Origin of the sequence: Thermosynechococcus sp. HN-54, assembly GCF_023650955.1 — a bacterium.
In the GTDB taxonomy this organism is placed as follows: domain Bacteria; phylum Cyanobacteriota; class Cyanobacteriia; order Thermosynechococcales; family Thermosynechococcaceae; genus Thermosynechococcus.
The window spans coordinates 453,157-469,475 of record NZ_CP098039.1 but is presented as its reverse complement, the minus strand read 5'-3'; the positions used below and the strand labels follow the sequence as shown (position 1 = coordinate 469,475).

20 protein-coding genes are annotated in these 16,319 nt (G+C 54.0%); 12 read left to right on the top strand and 8 right to left on the bottom strand.

Features of this window, described 5'->3' with window-relative positions; all coding sequences use genetic code 11:
* The first annotated feature begins 7 nt into the window (after positions 1–7).
* Both NBE99_RS02310 and NBE99_RS02305 read left to right on the top strand, forming a co-directional pair.
* Positions 8–895, top strand: a complete 888-nt coding sequence (locus NBE99_RS02310) for a Sll0314/Alr1548 family TPR repeat-containing protein (RefSeq protein ID WP_250682904.1) — start codon at positions 8–10, stop codon at positions 893–895.
* Positions 896–1,005: 110 nt separating this feature from the next.
* Positions 1,006–1,746 (top strand): TerC family protein, encoded by a 741-nt coding sequence (locus tag NBE99_RS02305; RefSeq protein WP_250682903.1) that lies wholly within the window; start codon positions 1,006–1,008, stop codon positions 1,744–1,746.
* Here the strand turns inward: NBE99_RS02305 and ndk are convergent.
* Positions 1,721–2,173 (bottom strand): nucleoside-diphosphate kinase, encoded by a 453-nt coding sequence (gene ndk / locus NBE99_RS02300; protein ID WP_250682902.1) that lies wholly within the window; start codon positions 2,171–2,173, stop codon positions 1,721–1,723. The genes NBE99_RS02305 and ndk overlap by 26 nt on opposite strands.
* A 55-nt stretch (positions 2,174–2,228) precedes the next feature.
* On the opposite strand from ndk, the gene NBE99_RS02295 reads away from it, so the two are divergent.
* Positions 2,229–3,026 (top strand): PhzF family phenazine biosynthesis protein, encoded by a 798-nt coding sequence (locus NBE99_RS02295; RefSeq protein ID WP_250682901.1) that lies wholly within the window; start codon positions 2,229–2,231, stop codon positions 3,024–3,026.
* Here NBE99_RS02295 and cobO read toward each other — a convergent pair.
* From cobO to NBE99_RS02275, 4 genes are all read right to left on the bottom strand, one after another.
* The gene (gene cobO, locus NBE99_RS02290; protein ID WP_250682900.1) at positions 3,023–3,625 is read right to left on the bottom strand and encodes a cob(I)yrinic acid a,c-diamide adenosyltransferase; all 603 of its coding nucleotides are present in this window, start codon (positions 3,623–3,625) and stop codon (positions 3,023–3,025) included. The two genes, NBE99_RS02295 and cobO, sit on opposite strands and share 4 nt — an antisense overlap.
* Positions 3,626–3,628: 3 nt before the next feature.
* Positions 3,629–4,576 carry an RNA polymerase sigma factor, RpoD/SigA family gene (locus NBE99_RS02285; RefSeq protein WP_250682899.1) on the bottom strand — a complete coding sequence of 316 codons (948 nt, stop codon included), beginning with the start codon at positions 4,574–4,576 and terminating at the stop codon, positions 3,629–3,631.
* A 360-nt stretch (positions 4,577–4,936) separates the two neighbouring features.
* Positions 4,937–6,772, bottom strand: coding sequence for a flotillin family protein (locus NBE99_RS02280; protein WP_250682898.1), 1,836 nt, complete (start codon positions 6,770–6,772; stop codon positions 4,937–4,939).
* A gap of 71 nt (positions 6,773–6,843) precedes the next feature.
* Positions 6,844–7,164 (bottom strand): hypothetical protein, encoded by a 321-nt coding sequence (locus NBE99_RS02275; protein ID WP_149821421.1) that lies wholly within the window; start codon positions 7,162–7,164, stop codon positions 6,844–6,846.
* A gap of 348 nt (positions 7,165–7,512) precedes the next feature.
* Between NBE99_RS02275 and NBE99_RS02270 the strand changes: the two genes are divergently transcribed.
* The gene (locus NBE99_RS02270; protein WP_305879894.1) at positions 7,513–9,057 is read left to right on the top strand and encodes a bifunctional pantoate--beta-alanine ligase/(d)CMP kinase; all 1,545 of its coding nucleotides are present in this window, start codon (positions 7,513–7,515) and stop codon (positions 9,055–9,057) included.
* Between the two features lie 67 nt (positions 9,058–9,124).
* Positions 9,125–9,478 (top strand): hypothetical protein, encoded by a 354-nt coding sequence (locus NBE99_RS02265; RefSeq protein WP_250682896.1) that lies wholly within the window; start codon positions 9,125–9,127, stop codon positions 9,476–9,478.
* Between the two features lie 46 nt (positions 9,479–9,524).
* Here the strand turns inward: NBE99_RS02265 and NBE99_RS02260 are convergent, their stop codons facing one another.
* A complete protein-coding gene (locus NBE99_RS02260; RefSeq protein WP_250682895.1) occupies positions 9,525–9,746 on the bottom strand; it encodes a DUF4327 family protein in 222 nt (73 codons plus the stop codon).
* Positions 9,747–10,014: 268 nt separating this feature from the next.
* Between NBE99_RS02260 and NBE99_RS02255 the strand changes: the two genes are divergently transcribed.
* From NBE99_RS02255 to recF, 4 genes are read left to right on the top strand one after another with little or no spacing between them, the layout of a single operon-like run.
* On the top strand, positions 10,015–11,223 hold the full coding sequence (locus NBE99_RS02255) for a M20 family metallopeptidase (RefSeq protein ID WP_250682894.1): 1,209 nt from the start codon (positions 10,015–10,017) through the stop codon (positions 11,221–11,223).
* A gap of 7 nt (positions 11,224–11,230) precedes the next feature.
* Entirely contained in the window at positions 11,231–11,884 is a 654-nt protein-coding gene (locus NBE99_RS02250; RefSeq protein WP_250682893.1) for a response regulator transcription factor, read from the top strand.
* Positions 11,885–11,931: 47 nt separating this feature from the next.
* The gene (locus NBE99_RS02245) at positions 11,932–12,420 is read left to right on the top strand and encodes a DUF427 domain-containing protein (protein ID WP_250682892.1); all 489 of its coding nucleotides are present in this window, start codon (positions 11,932–11,934) and stop codon (positions 12,418–12,420) included.
* A complete protein-coding gene (recF, locus tag NBE99_RS02240) occupies positions 12,421–13,560 on the top strand; it encodes a DNA replication/repair protein RecF (RefSeq protein WP_250682891.1) in 1,140 nt (379 codons plus the stop codon).
* Here the strand turns inward: recF and NBE99_RS02235 are convergent.
* Both NBE99_RS02235 and NBE99_RS02230 read right to left on the bottom strand, forming a co-directional pair.
* Positions 13,499–13,885 (bottom strand): hypothetical protein, encoded by a 387-nt coding sequence (locus tag NBE99_RS02235; RefSeq protein WP_250682890.1) that lies wholly within the window; start codon positions 13,883–13,885, stop codon positions 13,499–13,501. The two genes, recF and NBE99_RS02235, sit on opposite strands and share 62 nt — an antisense overlap.
* 7 nt (positions 13,886–13,892) lie before the next feature.
* On the bottom strand, positions 13,893–14,198 hold the full coding sequence (locus NBE99_RS02230) for a cell division protein SepF (RefSeq protein ID WP_149821405.1): 306 nt from the start codon (positions 14,196–14,198) through the stop codon (positions 13,893–13,895).
* Positions 14,199–14,444: 246 nt separating this feature from the next.
* Here NBE99_RS02230 and NBE99_RS02225 point away from each other — a divergent pair, with 246 nt between their 5' ends.
* From NBE99_RS02225 to cbiQ, 3 genes are read left to right on the top strand one after another with little or no spacing between them, the layout of a single operon-like run.
* The gene (locus NBE99_RS02225; RefSeq protein WP_250682889.1) at positions 14,445–15,221 is read left to right on the top strand and encodes an energy-coupling factor ABC transporter permease; all 777 of its coding nucleotides are present in this window, start codon (positions 14,445–14,447) and stop codon (positions 15,219–15,221) included.
* Positions 15,214–15,519 (top strand): energy-coupling factor ABC transporter substrate-binding protein, encoded by a 306-nt coding sequence (locus tag NBE99_RS02220; RefSeq protein ID WP_250682888.1) that lies wholly within the window; start codon positions 15,214–15,216, stop codon positions 15,517–15,519. Before NBE99_RS02225 ends, NBE99_RS02220 begins: the two co-directional genes overlap by 8 nt.
* A gap of 7 nt (positions 15,520–15,526) precedes the next feature.
* The gene (gene cbiQ, locus NBE99_RS02215; RefSeq protein ID WP_250682887.1) at positions 15,527–16,318 is read left to right on the top strand and encodes a cobalt ECF transporter T component CbiQ; all 792 of its coding nucleotides are present in this window, start codon (positions 15,527–15,529) and stop codon (positions 16,316–16,318) included.
* Position 16,319 lies beyond the last annotated feature (1 nt).

Here is a 16,319-nt window from a genome sequence, read left to right as displayed (position 1 = left end):
GAGGATCGTGCAAGTACGTCAATTGCGCCTGTGGCAACGCTTTGCTCTCTATCTTAGTGGAGCGATCGCCCCCTGGGTACTGAGTACTGCTGCCCTTGCGGGAGATCCTTTTCGTACCGGCTCACAGGCGCGACCGATTTCGGATCAAACGGAAGCCGTCTTTGTCGCCCTCTTTCGCGATGGCAACTATGTCAAAGGTAAGGAGTTACTGCCTGCGGCCTTGGAGCGCGATTCCCGCGAACCCCTTACCCTGACATTGGCGGCTGCCATTGCCTATCTCAATGAAGACTGGGCAGGGTACAAACGCTATGCAGAGGAGACCCTCCGCGCTGCCCAAGCTCTGACGAGTCGCGATCCCCTGCGGGGGAACCTTTACCAAGCCGTCGGTCATTTTCTGATCGCTGGCTATGAGATCTCCGATGCTGGCTCAGGTCCTGTGGCCGGTGCCCCAGCCGCTCTGTTGCGCGTACAGCGGGTTCTTGACCATGTGGGGCGAGCCGAAGCTGTCAATCCTCGCGATCCGGAATTGAACCTGATCCGCGGTTTTATGGAATGGGGCATTGCCAGTAATGTCGGCTTTGTCAGTATGGATCGGGCCATTGAAACGCTGCAAACCTACGCTGCTCCCAATTACTTGAGTTATCGAGGCTTGGCCTTGGCCTATCGCGATCGCAAGCAATGGCCGCAAGCCTTAAACGCCGTTGATCAAGCCTTGGCACTTGCCCCTAACAATCCAGAACTCCTTTATCTGAAAGCGCAAATTTTAGCCGCCAGTGGCAACCGATCGCAGGCACAGCAATACTTCCAGCAAGCCATCGCTAAACAAAATCAATTACCACGAGGCATTCGCGAGGAGATTCAGCAGTTTAGCCGCCGCATCGTACCTCAGGGCTGAGGATTCCTTGTACTTATTTGAGGGTGTTCCCCCCTTGGGAAAAAGGCTGTACCGCTACTGTGCGACGATAAATATAAGCAGCCAAAAATCTGGAGAACTTCCCTCGCCCGATGATTGATGAACTATTGGAACTCTCGCCCAATTGGGGACTGGATACCCTGTTGTTACTTGTGGTGTTGTTGGCACTGGAAGCAGTTCTCTCAGCGGATAATGCGATCGCCCTAGCGGCCTTGGTACGAGGCATCGAAAACTTAGATGAGCAGCGGCGAGCACTCAATCTGGGACTCGCCATTTCCTATGTTTTTCGGATTGGGCTAATCCTCACAGCGACGTGGGTCTTGAAATTCTGGCAGTTTGAGTTGGCGGGGGCACTCTATCTGCTGTGGTTATCGGCAAAGTACTTTTTCTTTACGACCGAGCCAGAACATGAACACGAGCGGGTGATTCGTTCTTTTTGGCAAGCGGTGCCCCTGCTGGCCTTAGCGGATTTGGCCTTTTCCCTCGATAGCGTGACAACGGCGATCGCCCTCTCGGATGAGCGTTGGCTGGTATTACTCGGCGGCACGATTGGGGTGATCATGCTGCGCTTTATGGCGGAGCTATTTATCCGCTGGCTCAAAGAATTTCCTCGGCTGGAGGATGCAGGTTACTTTACGGTAACGCTAGTGGGTTTGCGGCTGCTGATTCGCGTGCTAAATCCGCAACTGGTGCCTTCTGACTGGCTAATGATTAGCCTGATTGCGCTTTGCTTTACGTGGGGCTTTTCCAAGCGGGAGGTGGAGGAGCCAGACACCCCTCCAACCCTTTCCAAGTCAACCCATGAGCCTACATCTCATACACCCAAGAGGTAAAGGCCGGTTCCCAAGGCACCAGTTCCTGCGTTTGGAACCAGAGATTGATTTCCCGCTCGGCATTTTCGGGACTATCGGAGCCGTGAATCACATTCCGACCCACATCCACGGCAAAATCGCCCCGTAGGGTTCCCGGTTCAGCATTGAGAGGATTGGTCGCCCCAATCAGTTTGCGGGCAGTGGCAATCACGCCGCGTCCTTCCCAGACCATGGCCACCACTGGTCCAGAGGTAATGAAATTCACAAGCCCCGGAAAGAAGGGCTTGTCTTTGTGTTCGCCGTAGTGTTGCTCTGCCAATTCGCGGCTGACCCGCATCAGTTTGAGACCGACCAGTGTGTAGCCTTTTTGTTCAAATCGTTGGATAATCGTCCCCACTAGCCCACGCTGAACACCATCGGGCTTAATGGCTAAAAATGTCCGTTCCACGCAGTATGTCCTCTGCTCGATCTACAGGATTGATTTTACGGTTTTCGGGGGTCGGATGCCGCTACCACTGTACCAAGTTGATGCCTTTAGCCAAGAACCCTTTCGCGGCAACCCAGCGGCGGTTTGTGTTCTAGATGCGTTTCTTGAGGATGCGACCTTGGCGGCGATCGCCCGCGAAATGAATCTTTCGGAAACGGCTTTTGTCGTACCGCTGGCCAGTGGCTTTCATTTGCGTTGGTTTACCCCTGTGGCAGAAGTGGATCTCTGTGGTCATGCCACCCTCGCAACGGCCCATGTCCTCTGGCAGCATCAGGGGGTTAGCGGCGATTTAGACTTTCATACCCGCAGTGGCTTGCTCCAAGCACGGCGTCTTGGCGAGTGGATTGCCCTTGATTTTCCGCAGCAGCCGGTGACCCCCCTTGAGAATCAGCAGGTAGAAGCATTGATTGTTGGGGCGTTGGGGATCACCCCAGTGTTTATGGGGCAAGCGGGGAGCGATCTCTTGGTTGAGCTGGGGGAGACAGTTGCCGTGCGAGAGCTGACACCCGATTTAGCTGAAATTGCCCGCCTGCCCTGTCGGGGACTGATTGTGACGGCACAGGCCGATGACCCCGAATACGACATTGTCTCCCGCTTTTTTGCCCCGCAACTGGGCATCCCTGAGGATCCCGTCACTGGCTCGGCTCACTGTAGCCTGTATCCCTACTGGCGAGCAAAACTGGGGAAGGACGAATTAATGGCCTATCAAGCCTCAGCGCGGGGAGGGGTGATTCAAATTCATCCCCATGGGGGCGATCGCCTGCTGCTATTGGGTCAGGCGGTTACGATTTTCGCTGGCGAACTCCTGCTTTAGAATTCAATCCCCGGCTGGGCTTTAACTCCCTGCTCGCGAAAGGGATGCTTAACAAGGGTCATTTCCGTTACCAAATCTGCGGCGTCAATCAGGGCTGGGGGAGCACCGCGCCCGGTGAGAATCACGTGGGTCATTTCTGGCTTGTGGGCAAGACCCTCCAGCACTTGCGCGACATTCAGGTAATCCAGCTTCAGGGCAACGTTAATTTCATCCAGTAGCACCAAACGGTACTCAGGGTTCCTGATGTAGCTCAGGGCAAGCTCCCAAGCCGCTTGGGCACAGGCAATATCCCGCTGGCGGTCTTGGGTTTCCCAGGTGAAGCCCTCCCCCATCGCATGAAAGGCTAGTTGGGCTGACCAATGGCTAAGAACTGTTTTTTCCGCTGGCTCCCACGCCCCCTTGATGAACTGGATAATGGCCACTCGGTAGCCATGCCCCAAGGAACGCAGCACCATGCCCAGAGCCGCCGTGGTTTTGCCCTTGCCGTTACCCGTATGGACAATAATCAGACCTTTTTCACGGGTGCGCTCCGCGAGGCGTTGAGCCTGCACGGCTTTGCGCTGCTGCATTTTTTGGCGGTGCTGTTCGTCGGTGAGCATGGGTTAGCTGGCAAGGTACTCGTGAATATCCCCACGGCGTTTGCGGAGTTTGGTGAGGGCTTCCCGCTCAATTTGGCGTACCCGCTCGCGACTAATGTTAAGCAGTTCGCCCACTTTGGCAAGGGTGAGGGGCTGGCCATTCTCTAGACCAAAGCGTAGGGAGAGAACATGGCGTTGCTGTGGGGTCAGATCCGCCATCAGCCGTTCAAGGTCACTGCGCAACGAGGATTGAGCCGCAAACTCCTCCGGTGAAATGGAAGGATCCTCGAGCAATTCCCCCAATTCTGTATCCTGATTATCGCCGACACGGACATCAAGGGAGAGGGGCTGCCGCGCCCGTTCAAGATATTCCCGCACTTGGGCAGGGGTCAACTCCAGTTCTGCTGCCAGTTCATTAATCGTGGCAGCGCGACCAAGACGTTGGGATAGTTGTCGCTGGGCTTTTTTGATTTTGTTCAGCTTTTCGGTGATGTGGATGGGCAGGCGGATGGTGCGGCCTTTTTCGGCGATCGCCCGCGTAATCGCTTGGCGAATCCACCAGTAGGCATAGGTGGAGAAACGATACCCTTTGGTGGGGTCAAATTTTTCTACCCCCCGCTGCATGCCAATCGTCCCCTCTTGAATCAGATCAAGGAGATCCACATTGCGCTTGATGTACTTTTTGGCCACTGAGACCACGAGCCGCAGGTTGGCCTCCACCATTTTCCGTTTAGCGCGCTCACCGTTCTCGATAATCGTCTCCAGTTCCTCTTCACTGATGTTAGCGGCTGCCGCCCACTCAGCACGGGTGGGTTCACGGTTGAGTTCTGCCGCGAGCTTTTCGCGAATCTCGTTCATGGCGGCAAGCTGCTGCACCTGTTTGCCGTAGATCACTTCCTGTTCGTGGGTGAGCAATGGCACACGGCCAATCTCCCGTAGGTAAGTGCGCACTAAATCTTTTGAGGTATCCATAGTCCCTCTCGCTCGTTCTCAAGGTTGACAGCAGTGATTCGTCCAAGGCTTAGGAATATCGCTTTACTCTATAGGGTGGGCGATCGCCCCTGCTAAAGATCGCGGCCAAGCCAACGGTGCTTTAACAGTGTTTGCGGAGATATGTCACATATATTAAGAATCTTAACATTTCTAAATCTGTTCCTCGGAATACTAACACTGACCTTTGACGGTTCTTAATCTTTTTTTTATATTTGCCCCATTGATAAAGTCCTATGAATTTCGGAAATATAGACGAATCGAGTCAATTATTGGTTCACTTGCTGCAACAGCCTGCTGTAAAGTTATCCAATCTTGACCTTAGGAGTATGCAATGCAGTTTTAGGCAGTGGGGGGTGTTTCCTGCAACAGGGATTTGATTTGCGCTAAGAGTTGTCCCAGCTTTCCTTCCTCAAAAAGGGCATTGATCAAGGCCAGACCACTGGTGGACAGGAGCAATTTATTGAGATCAGGGGTTGCCCCACCATTGGCAAAAGTGTAGATTTTGGCGTCACCAATCACACCAGGTTGGGGGGCAAGGGCTTGGAGCACTTGGGGCAGTTGCGGTGCCAGTTCTGGCCAGAGGGCTGTAATCACTTGAGCCGTCAGGTTGGCGTTGCTAATGACATTCTTCGCTGCGAGCATGGCCTCTATCCCTTCAGCTTCGGCAAGGGCTTTATCGCGGTTGGCAGCAGCAAGGGTACGAATGGCTTCGGCTTCAAGTTCAGCTGCCTGCTGGGCAATTTCCGCTTGACGACGGCGGCGGAAGACATCAATCTCCACCACATTTTGCTCTAGCACCCGCTTTTCAGCCGCTTCCCGTTCTGCAGCAATGATGGCTAGGTTTTTCTCGCGATCGGCTTTTTCCACTTCGATGGCGGTGGTGACCGCGGATTCTGCCCGTGCTCGCTCGGCTTCGGCAATCAGACTTTCTTTTTTCTTCATGGCGATGGCGATCGCCACCTCCTCTTGGGCAAGGCGCGCTTGGCGCTCCGACTCCGCAATAGCTGCTTGGGCTTGCAGACGGTTGGCCTCCACCTGCTGCTGGCGACTGATTTCGGCGATTTCTGCCTCCTGTTGTTGTTGGGCTTGCGTCACCTTGAGGAGTTTATTTTTTTCCTCCAGTTCAATGCTGGCCTCAATTTCCTTCTGTTGGATGGCGAGTCTTTTGCGGATTTCTTCTTCCTCAACCGCTTGGGCTTGGAGCAATTTTGCCCGCTGAATCGCGGCTGCCTCTGCTGCTTTGGCCTCCTCAATTTCCCTTTCCCGCTGTGCTTTCAGCGCTTCCACCTTCAGGCGTTGGCTCAACAGAGCCGCTTCTTTTTCCTCTTCGATTTGCAGAGAGCGTTTTTGGGCATCCAGTTCCTTTTGTTCGATCGCCACCCGGGTTGAGAGTTCGACTTCTCGTTTTTGCTGGATGGAGCGTTGAATCGTTTCCGTGCGCAACCGCACCCCTTGGGCATCAAAAAAGTTGTTTTCGTCGTAGGTGTCGCTCTCCTGAACCTCTGAAATAGCAATGTTGTTGAGCGTGAGTCCGACTTTTTGCAGATCCTGCTGCATCAGGTTGAGCACCTCTTGGGCAAAGCCTAGCTTGTCGGAGTCAATTTCTGCTAAGGACTTGTGTTTTGCCGCGGCACGAATGGCATCGTCAGCGCGTTTTTCGAGGGCATTTTTAATGTCTTCCGGAGTAATGCGATTATTTTGGGAGAGGCGCGCAGCGGCGGTGAGCACATCTTCCTCGGTGGCGTTAATACAGACATAGAAAGTGACCCGCATATCAGCCCGCAAGTAATCTTGGGTACGCACCGCCAATTTGCCCGTCCGTTCCACATCAATGGAGATTTCTCGCAGGGGCACCCGTGTCAACTCATGGAACCCTGGCAGGGCAATGCAGCCACCATTGAGGATGACTGTTTTTTTCTTCACAAAAACACCCCCCGTGCGCACAAAGGCTTCGTTGTTGGGGGTAATCACATAGACGCGGGTATAGGCCCAAATGCTCAGCAGCAGTAAAATGACAATACCGGCAATCACACTGGGAAAGAAAAGCAACCCACCCATGCTGCCCATGACAAGAGGGGGAGGTTCCGCAAGTACCGTTGCTTGGGTTTGCGTTCGGGGTGGAGCTGGCAATTCTGGGTTGGGTAATGCTTGGAGAAATGTGAGCCAGTACAGCATCAATCTGCCCCCTCAGCGGTAACTCCAGTATGGCATTTTGGGGGCGATCGCCCGCTATTTTTAAGGGTTCTTTAATTCGCTGGAGCCACCTCAGTGGTTGAGGCCACGGCGGCATCTTTGCGCTTTTTCTTCTCTGTGACGGTCACAGGTCGCATTTCAATATGGTTGAGCAGTGTGGTGACAAAGGCAAAGAGCAAAAAGGGCAAGGTTAGAACCAAAATTAGCCCCCCGACCAGAAACGCCTGCACGGGATTGTTGTAGAGGGTGAGGGACGCAGCCAAACCAATAAAGATCACAATCAGCCAAACAATGACTTGGCCATAAATATCCCCGAAGGTGAGGGTGCAGACGAAACGGTATTTTTGTAAACCATTTTGTAGTTCATTGGCCATAGGGGCTATCCTCGCGGCGTATGCTGAGCAGTTAAAAAACGAGCGTTCGCTAAGTTGGGGATGAAAGTTGAGATCGCGTTACACTGCTAGCTAGTACAGAGCAACGAAAGTACTCGAATTTTAGAAAACCTACCCCAAAGATTAAAGTCTTTGCAACAAATGTACAAACTTTGGTCAGAAAAAGCGGCCAAGAGCGTTGGACAACCCTTTTCTAAAATTCGGATACACCCAACCCGCCTCTCTGATCGTTGCTTTCACAAGCTTGAATGTCTTCTCTCGGTGTGAAAAGGGCTGTAGTATGACAGATTGTATCAAAACTGCACGGGGCGATCGCCCCTCCAACGCTCTATGGGTAAGTTTTACCATTTAACCACCACGGCGGGCTTACAGGCTGCCCTTGCCACCCTCCCCTCTGGGACGACCCTTGGTTTTGTGCCCACAATGGGAGCACTCCATGGGGGTCACGCTGCCCTGATCCAACGGGCACGGCAAGAGTGCGATGTTGTCGTTGTCAGTATTTTTGTTAATCCTCTTCAGTTTGGTCCTCAGGAGGATTTAGACCGCTATCCCCGTACCCTTGAGGCTGATGCCCTCCTTTGCCAGCAGTTGGGCGTGAACATCCTATTTACACCCAGTGTCGGTGAACTCTATCCAGCAGGCATGGACGGTCTCACGGTGGTTGAGCCACCAAGGGAGTTAACAGAGCGTCTCTGTGGGCGATCGCGCCCTGGCCATTTTCGCGGGGTGGCGACGATTGTCCTGAAGCTGTTGCACCTAGTGCAGCCAGATCGCGCCTACTTTGGTCAGAAAGATGCCCAGCAGTTAGCGATGATTCGCCGCTGTGTCGCCGATTTGAATCTGGACGTGGAGATCATTAGCTGCCCGATTGTCCGCGATGTCGATGGCCTCGCCCTCAGTTCCCGCAATCAATACCTCAGTGAGCGCGATCGCGCCACGGCCTTAGCCCTAAGCCAGAGCCTAGAGGTAGCGACTGCTGCTTTTCATCAGGGCTGCTTTGCCGCCAGCGATCTCTTGCAGCAGGTTCACAACCATCTGCGCCAGTTTCCGCAGTTGCGCCTCGACTATGCCGAATTGGTGCATCCCCAGACCCTTGTGCCCTTGGAACGCATTGAGACCGTGGGGCTGCTGGCGATCGCTGGTTGGGTGGGGCAAACGCGCCTCATTGACAATTGTCTATTGGATCGGCGGTTACCGATTCTAGCAGTCGATGGCCCTGCGGGGGCGGGGAAGTCCACCGTCACACGACGCGCTGCCCAAGCCCTAGGGTTGCAGTACCTTGACACCGGTGCCATGTATCGAGCGGTAACTTGGTGGTGTCTAGAAAACCACATTGATCTCGACGATGAACCAGCCGTAGTGGAGGCGATTGCCCACTGTCAATTGCGCTTAGAAAGCAGTGATCCCCACCAACCCCCACGGGTATGGATCAACGAGCGCGACATCAGCCAAGCGATTCGTTCCCTAGAGGTGACGCAGCGAGTCTCCCAAATTGCCGCCCTGCGGGGTGTGCGACGACTCATGGTACAACAACAGCGGGCGATTGGGGCCAATGGCGGAATTGCTGCCGAAGGCCGAGACATTGGTACCCATGTGTTTCCTGACGCGGGTTTGAAGATCTTTTTGACAGCCTCTCCGGAAGAGCGTGCCCAACGCCGCTGGCAGGAATTACAGCAGCAGGGAGAATGCGACCTCTCCTACGAGGAGCTGTTGAGCCAAATTACTGCTCGCGATACTGCTGATCGGCAACGTACCTATGCCCCCTTTCGCAAAGCGGCTGATGCCATTGAAGTCTGTACCGACAACCTAGGGATCGATGAGGTCGTGAGTAAGATTGTTCATTTGTACCGCAGCCGCTTCCCTCAATCTTGCTGACTTGCTGAGTTAGGGGCATTTCCCGTAGAGTAACAAAGGAGAGTTCACTCCCTTCAGGGTCAACCCTATGGATCGCAATCCCTTTGAACTAGCACAGCAACTTTACTACACTAGTATTGGGGCTGCCGCTGCTGCCATTGAATCTCTACAGGATGAAGCCAAGCGTCAAGAATACCTGACGCAACTGCGGGTGGATGCTCGCCAACTCGCTACCGTCTGTGCCGAAAAAGGGCGTCTTACAGAGGCGCAAGCGCGGGAACTCATTCAAGCCTTTATTGCCCAGCAACAGCAATCCTCTGCGGCTCCCCCCTCTGCCACTCGCGAGAGTGCTGAGTTGGCTGCCGATCTGCAAACTCTCTTAGAAACCCTACGCGCCATTCGTCAAGACCTACAGCAGGATTCAGAGGCACCCACTTCCTAAGATTTGAAGTTGGGGGGAGCAGGTGCCCTAAAGCACTTTGAGTTTTTTAGTCGTTGTCCCAGCACTCACGACCAATAAGGTCACCAATGCGATCGCGCAACATAAAGTCACAGCGCTCTAGCTCGGCTTCAATGAGGGGCCACTCCCGAACGGGGACAAATTGGCAGAGGGTGTAGATGGGCTGCTGCCGACTCACCACACCTTTGGCCACCAGTCGCCGTGCTTCCTCTTTGACGAGTTCGATGGAATATTGAAGGGATTGAACCATAACATCCTCGTTTGGTGAAGAGACCCTAGCGTTCAGAATGGGTAAAGTGTAATTTCCAATACTGAACTATTTTAATTTTTGCCCTAGGGAGCTACCTGCCATAATAACAAATGTTTCCTAAGTCAGGGGGTTCTGACGAAAAAATCCTACTGTTGGTGGAAGTAAACTGCTCTTAACCTGGTCTTGAGGTGGCATTTGCTGCCGCTGCCCAAGAGCATCGTTTATCCTAGATAAGAGCAATGCTAAACAAAATCTAAAGATTGCCCCCATGCCTTTCCATCTCCCGCAACTGAGCTGCCAACTGCGTCCAGAGATAGCTGCATTACAGCCAGAACTTGTGCAGTGGCGACGCCATTTGCACCAGCGACCCGAATTGGGTTTTCAGGAACACCTGACGGCGACCTTCGTCAGTGAGAAACTGCGGGAGTGGGGCATTCAGCATCGCACGGGCATTGCCGAGACGGGTGTTGTGGCAGTCATTCCAGGAACACGTCCAGGGCCTGTGCTGGCGATTCGCGCTGATATGGATGCCCTGCCAATACAGGAGGAAAACGATAAGCCTTACCGCTCTCTCCATGAGGGGAAAATGCACGCCTGCGGCCACGATGGTCACATCGCGATCGCCCTTGGGACGGCGAAATACCTTGCTCAGCACCGCGATTTTGCTGGTACGGTCAAAATCATCTTTCAACCGGCGGAAGAAGGCCCCGGTGGTGCCAAACCCATGATTGAAGGGGGGGTTCTCGATGCTCCGAAAGTGGATGGCATTATTGGCCTACACCTCTGGAACTTTCTGCCCGTTGGTACGGTGGGGGTGCGTAGTGGGCCGTTGATGGCGGCGGCAGAATTCTTTGAGTGTGAGGTACACGGCAAGGGGGGACACGCAGCTTTACCCCAGTTTACCGTGGATACGGTTCTCGTTGTTGCGCAGATTATTACGGCATTGCACACCATTGTCTCGCGCAACGTGGATCCCCTAGAGACGGCGGTGATCTCCGTGGGGGCAGTGCATGCAGGCACCGCAAAGAACGTGATTGCCGATACCGCGACGTTTCGGGGAACGGTGCGATACTTTAAGCCAGAGTTGGGAGAATGGTTGCCCCAGCGCATTGAGCAGGTGATTGCCGGCATCTGCCAGAGTCATGGTGCAACCTATGACTTTCACTACGAGCGGATGTATCCCCCCACTGTCAACGATGCCAAGATGGCGAAATTAGTGCGCTCTGTTGCTGAATCCGTGGTCGAAGTGCCGGCTGGGGTCACATCCCATTGTCAAACGATGGCCGCAGAAGATATGTCATTTTTTCTGAAAGCTGTTCCAGGCTGCTACTTCTTTTTGGGGTCAGCCAATGGCACACTGGGGTTAGATTTCCCCCACCACCATCCCCGCTTTGACTTTGACGAAACCGTTTTAAGTATTGGGGTTGAGCTGTTTGTCCGCTGTGTGGAGAAATACTGTGGTCTAGTGGAGACATAAATTCCCTATGTCCCTCACGGTACTCATTGCTGACGACGATGCCGGCATCCGCCTTTCGGTGAGTCGCTTTTTGGAATCCGAAGGGTACTGTTGTCTGACGGCGGGAGATGGTGCCCAAGCCCTCGAAATGATCCATCGCTATCAGCCTCACCTGCTGATTACGGATATTGCCATGCCGAATATGAATGGCTATGAGTTGGTGCGGCAGGTGCGCCAGCATCCCTCGTTACGGTTACTGCCAGTGATTTACCTCACCGCACGCACAGAACTGGAGGAGCGGATTCGCGCCTATCGCACTGGGGGCGATGTCTATCTCTCCAAGCCTTTTGACTTAAATGAGTTGGCAGCGGTGGTACGTAACCTGTTGGATCGGGCGCAGCTGATACAAATGGAATGGCAACAGCGACAGCAACCCTTCGCGGCACCGAAAACTCAGCAGATTACGGTTGATCTGACGCAGCGGGAAAAAGACGTTTTGGCTTTGCTGGTGGCGGGACTCTCCAATGCCCAGATTGGCGATCGCCTGCACCTGAGTGCCCGAACCATTGAAAAACACGTCAGTAGCCTGTTTCAGAAAACCGCAGTTCACAATCGGGCAGAGCTGGTGCGACTGGCCATTGAACAGGGCTTGGTGGAGCGGCAAACCAGTTCCCAAGCTTGAGCCATAGCTGTTACGGTCAAAGAAGAGTGTTCAGGAACTGCAACCCGATGCAACGGATTCCCCCTACCCCCGGCCAAGAATCGGTTTGGGACTACCCCCGTCCGCCCCGTGTTGAACCCACGTCAAAACACCTACGGGTGGTCTTTAATGATGTGGTGATTGCCGATACCCAGCGGGGACAGCGGGTGCTAGAGACCAGTCACCCCCCTGTGTACTACTTTCCGCCAGAGGATGTGCAGTCACAGTATCTGGTGCCCTCGCCGCGGCAAACCTTTTGTGAATGGAAGGGACAAGGCGCCTACTACCATGTCAAGGTGGGCGATCGCCAAGCCAATAATGCTGCTTGGTACTACCCCAACCCCACCCCCCCTTTTGCCCCAATCCGCAACTTCATTGCCTTCTATGCGAGTCTGATGGATGAATGTACGGTGGATGGCGTGGTTGTCATTCCCCAACCGGGGGGCTTTTATGGCGGCTGGATTACCCCGGACATTGTTGGCCCTTTTAAGGGAGCGCCGGGGACTTGGGGTTGGTAGGTGTTTCTGAAATCACTCTATCTGCGCCACTTCCGCAACTACAGCGAGCAATGGGTGACGTTTGCCGCCCCGAAAACAATTCTTGTGGGGGACAATGCCCAAGGGAAGTCGAATTTATTAGAGGCCGTAGAGTGGCTCGCCACGTTGCAGTCCCATCGCACCCATCGCGATCGCGACTTGATTCAGCAGGGACAAGAGAGTGCTCAAATTGAAGCCACCCTTGAACGCCAAGGTGTGCCCCTTGATCTGGCGGTGAGTTTGCGCCCCCTCGCAGGCCGTGTTCTACGGGTCAATGGTTGTACTGTTAAGCGCACTGCGGAATTTCTGGGTCAACTCAATGCGGTGGAATTTTCCTGCTTGGATTTGGAACTAGTGCGGGGCACACCGGCCATTCGCCGCAACTGGTTGGATCGGATATTGGTGCAGTTGGAACCCCTCTATAGCCAACTTCTGCAAACCTACCAAAAAGCCCTGCGCCAACGGAATGCTCTCCTCAAACAGACAGGCAGCCGAGGATGGGATGAGGCCCTCTGGCAAGCATGGAATCAGCAATTGGTGATCAATGGCACCCGTATCATCCGCCGCCGACAGCGCCTCATTGAACGCCTGGCTTCCTTGGCACAGGATTGGCATCGGGTGTTGAGTGGCGATCGCGAGCGACTGACCTTGACCTACGAAAGCCATGTGCCCCTTGGGGATGGCACCTCCGAGGCCATTGTTGCAGCCTTTAACGAGGTTTTGGCGGCACGGCGGGCTATTGAACTGTTGCAAAAAACTAGCCTTGTGGGGCCACACCGGGACGATGTCGGCTTTTGTCTCAATGGGCAACATGCTCGCCAATTTGCCTCCCAAGGGCAGCAGCGCACGCTGGTATTGGCACTGAAACTGGCGGAACTGGCTCTTGTCGAAAGTGTGGTGGGCGACACCCCCCTCTTGCTCTTAGATGATGTCCTCGCAGAATTGGATTTGCAGCGACAGGGAATTTTGCTAGAAGTGATGGGCGATCGCTACCAAACGCTGATTACCACCACCCACCTCACCCCCTTTGCCACCCCTTGGCGCAAACATGCCCAAATTCTTAAGGTGACGGCGGGGAGGATCGCAAGCGTGCCTGACACTGCTGCTGAAACCAGCAACTAATCTGCGGAATCGTTAGCTCAGCAATGGGCACCCCCTCCTGTTCAGCTATTTGCCGTAGTTGCTTGAGGGCACTGATGAGAATTTGGCCATACCACGTCAGGAATCCCCCTTGGCGTTGCTCCTCTGCTTGCAACTGGGGATCGGCGGCAACGAGTTCATAGACTTGGGCTTCTGTCAGGTCTTCGAGGCGGGTCACCTCTGTCTTGGCTCGCAGATAGCGTTGGGCATACACCGCTACTCGAATTGCAAAGCGATCTGCTGCTGGCAAGAGCAGTTGATCAATCTCTTGACACTCACTGACGGTGAGCAGATCCTCAGGGTTCATGAACGGCTTAAGCCAGTCCAGCAGGTGTGGGTGCTGCTGTGGATTCTTGGATATTAATCACATTGGGCGTAAAGAGAAAGACACCATCCCCAAGGCGCGACTGATGGCCATTAATGGCATAGGTACTACCAGCGGCAAAATCAGAAATGCGCTGTGCCTCGGTGACATCGAGGTGCTCTAGGTTGAGAATCACTGCCTTGTCAGCCCGCAGCGCTTGAACGATCAGGGTCGTATCACTGAGGGACTGCGGCTTGATCACCACGACTTCATAGCCACTACTCAAGGAATGACCAAAGGCAGTCAGTTCACTCATGACAACTCCCCCTTGGGAACATAGCAACAGTACCTACGATTCAATAATGACATTTAATGACATTAGACTTCATCCTGTTATACCGACTACATCAAGATTTATGCAAATTTCAGGCTTACAGTCTTGCCACCAATGAATTCTTGAGAATGGATCGCCGTTGCTAATATCTGTTTCAGCCCCCACTGGGCATATCCAAGTCGCCCGTTGCGCACTAGAATAGGCGCACTTAGGTTGAGGAATGTGTTCATGAGCAAGAGCAGCCCAGCAAGGCAATATGGCTCCCTTGGGGCGATCGCCCTCCTAACCACCTATCTCGTGGTCGCAAGTCCCAACTCTGCCTTGGCAATGCACATTAGTGAGGGCTTTCTGCCCCTAGGGTGGGCGGTGGGCTGGTGGCTTGCCTTCCTTCCTTTCTTGGCATGGGGACTATGGGCACTGCGTCAACAGATCAAATACCAGCCAGCGTCAACTCTGCTGATTGCTTTGGCGGGCGCCTATGCCTTTGTGCTCTCCTCGTTGAAGATTCCTTCCGTCACGGGTAGCTCTTCCCATCCCATGGGAATTGCCCTTGGCGCTGTTCTCTTTCGGCCACCCCTGATGGCGGTGCTGGGGACATTGGTGCTGCTCTTTCAGGCCTTGCTGCTTGCCCATGGCGGCTTAACCACGCTGGGAGCCAATGCCTTTTCGATGGCCGTTGTAGGCTCGTGGTTGGCTTGGCTGACCTATGGAGGATTGTCTCGTGTGACGACTAAGCTAGGGATCGCTCTTTTTAGTGCGGCTTTTGTCAGCAACTTGGCCACGTACTCAGTAACTGCTTTGCAATTGGCATTGGCCTTTCCGGATCCCATGGGTGGGGTGGCGACGGCTTTTGCCAAGTTTGCAGCGCTCTTTGCCGTGACGCAGATTCCCCTCGCCATCAGTGAAGGGTTACTCACAGTGTTGGTGTGGAACTGGTTGACCACGTACTGCACAGCAGAATTGCAAACCTTAAAACTGTTATCCGCAGGGAAAGGCGATGAATAAAAAAACAGTGGCACTCCTACTGGGGGGAGTGATTCTCTTGGGGGGACTCCCTTTGCTGTTTGTCAAGAGTGACTTTGAAGGTGCTGACGCCCAAGCCGAAGCCTTGATTCGTGAGGTGGCGCCAAACTTTGAACCTTGGGCAGAGCCATTGTTTGAACCACCGAGCGCGGAAGTCGAGTCGCTGCTCTTTGCTCTGCAAGCAGCCCTAGGGGCAGGGGCGATGGGGTTTATCTTGGGGCAGTACCGCGAACGCCATCGCCAAAAGGCAGCCGCCGCCTCAAAGTCGCAACAGTCCTAAGGCCTCAATGCACCATCACCTCGATACCTATACCTACACCAATGGTCTGCGGCATCTACACCCCGAGCAAAAGCTGATTTTCGCGATCGCCAGCCTGCTGTTTAGTTTTTTTGCTCGTCCCCTTGTCCAGAGTTTGCTTTGGCTGTGGTTGAGCCTGTGGATTCTCGGCTATGCCCGCATTCCGTGGCGGGTTTATTTCACCCTCTTAGCCGCAGTCGCCCTCTTTTGGCTCGTGAGTTTGCCGGGATTTCTCGTGCAACTCATTCCTACGGAGACACTGAGGGCTTCAGGGCAACCGGTTCTGAGTGAAATCTCCCTAATGGGCTGGTCTCTCTTTATCAGTGCCGAGAAATTCGACCAAAGTTTAACGGTGGGACTGCGGACAATTGTTGCTAGCACTTGTTTACTATTGATTCTGTTGACCACCCCTTTTCCGGCACTGTTGGCAGTGGCTGAGCGCTGGGGCATGCCCCATTTTATCCTCGATATCCTGATGCTGATGTACCGCTATATTTTCACCCTCCTAGAGACGGCTCTCACGCTTCAGTTGGCGCAGCGGGCACGGGGCGGCTATCAACGGCGATCGCGCTGGTTGTTTAGTGTCAGTTTATTGGCCGCTCAACTCCTGCGGCAGTCTCTGTACCGCTATGAACAAATCAACCTTGCATTGCTGAGTCGTGGCTTTCAGGGGCAGTTTCGGGTATTACGTCCCCAGTCCTATGCCTATTCGCAACGCTATGGCCTCGAAATCGTCATTGGTGGCAGTGCCCTCCTCCTGCTAAACACAATCATGGGCTGAG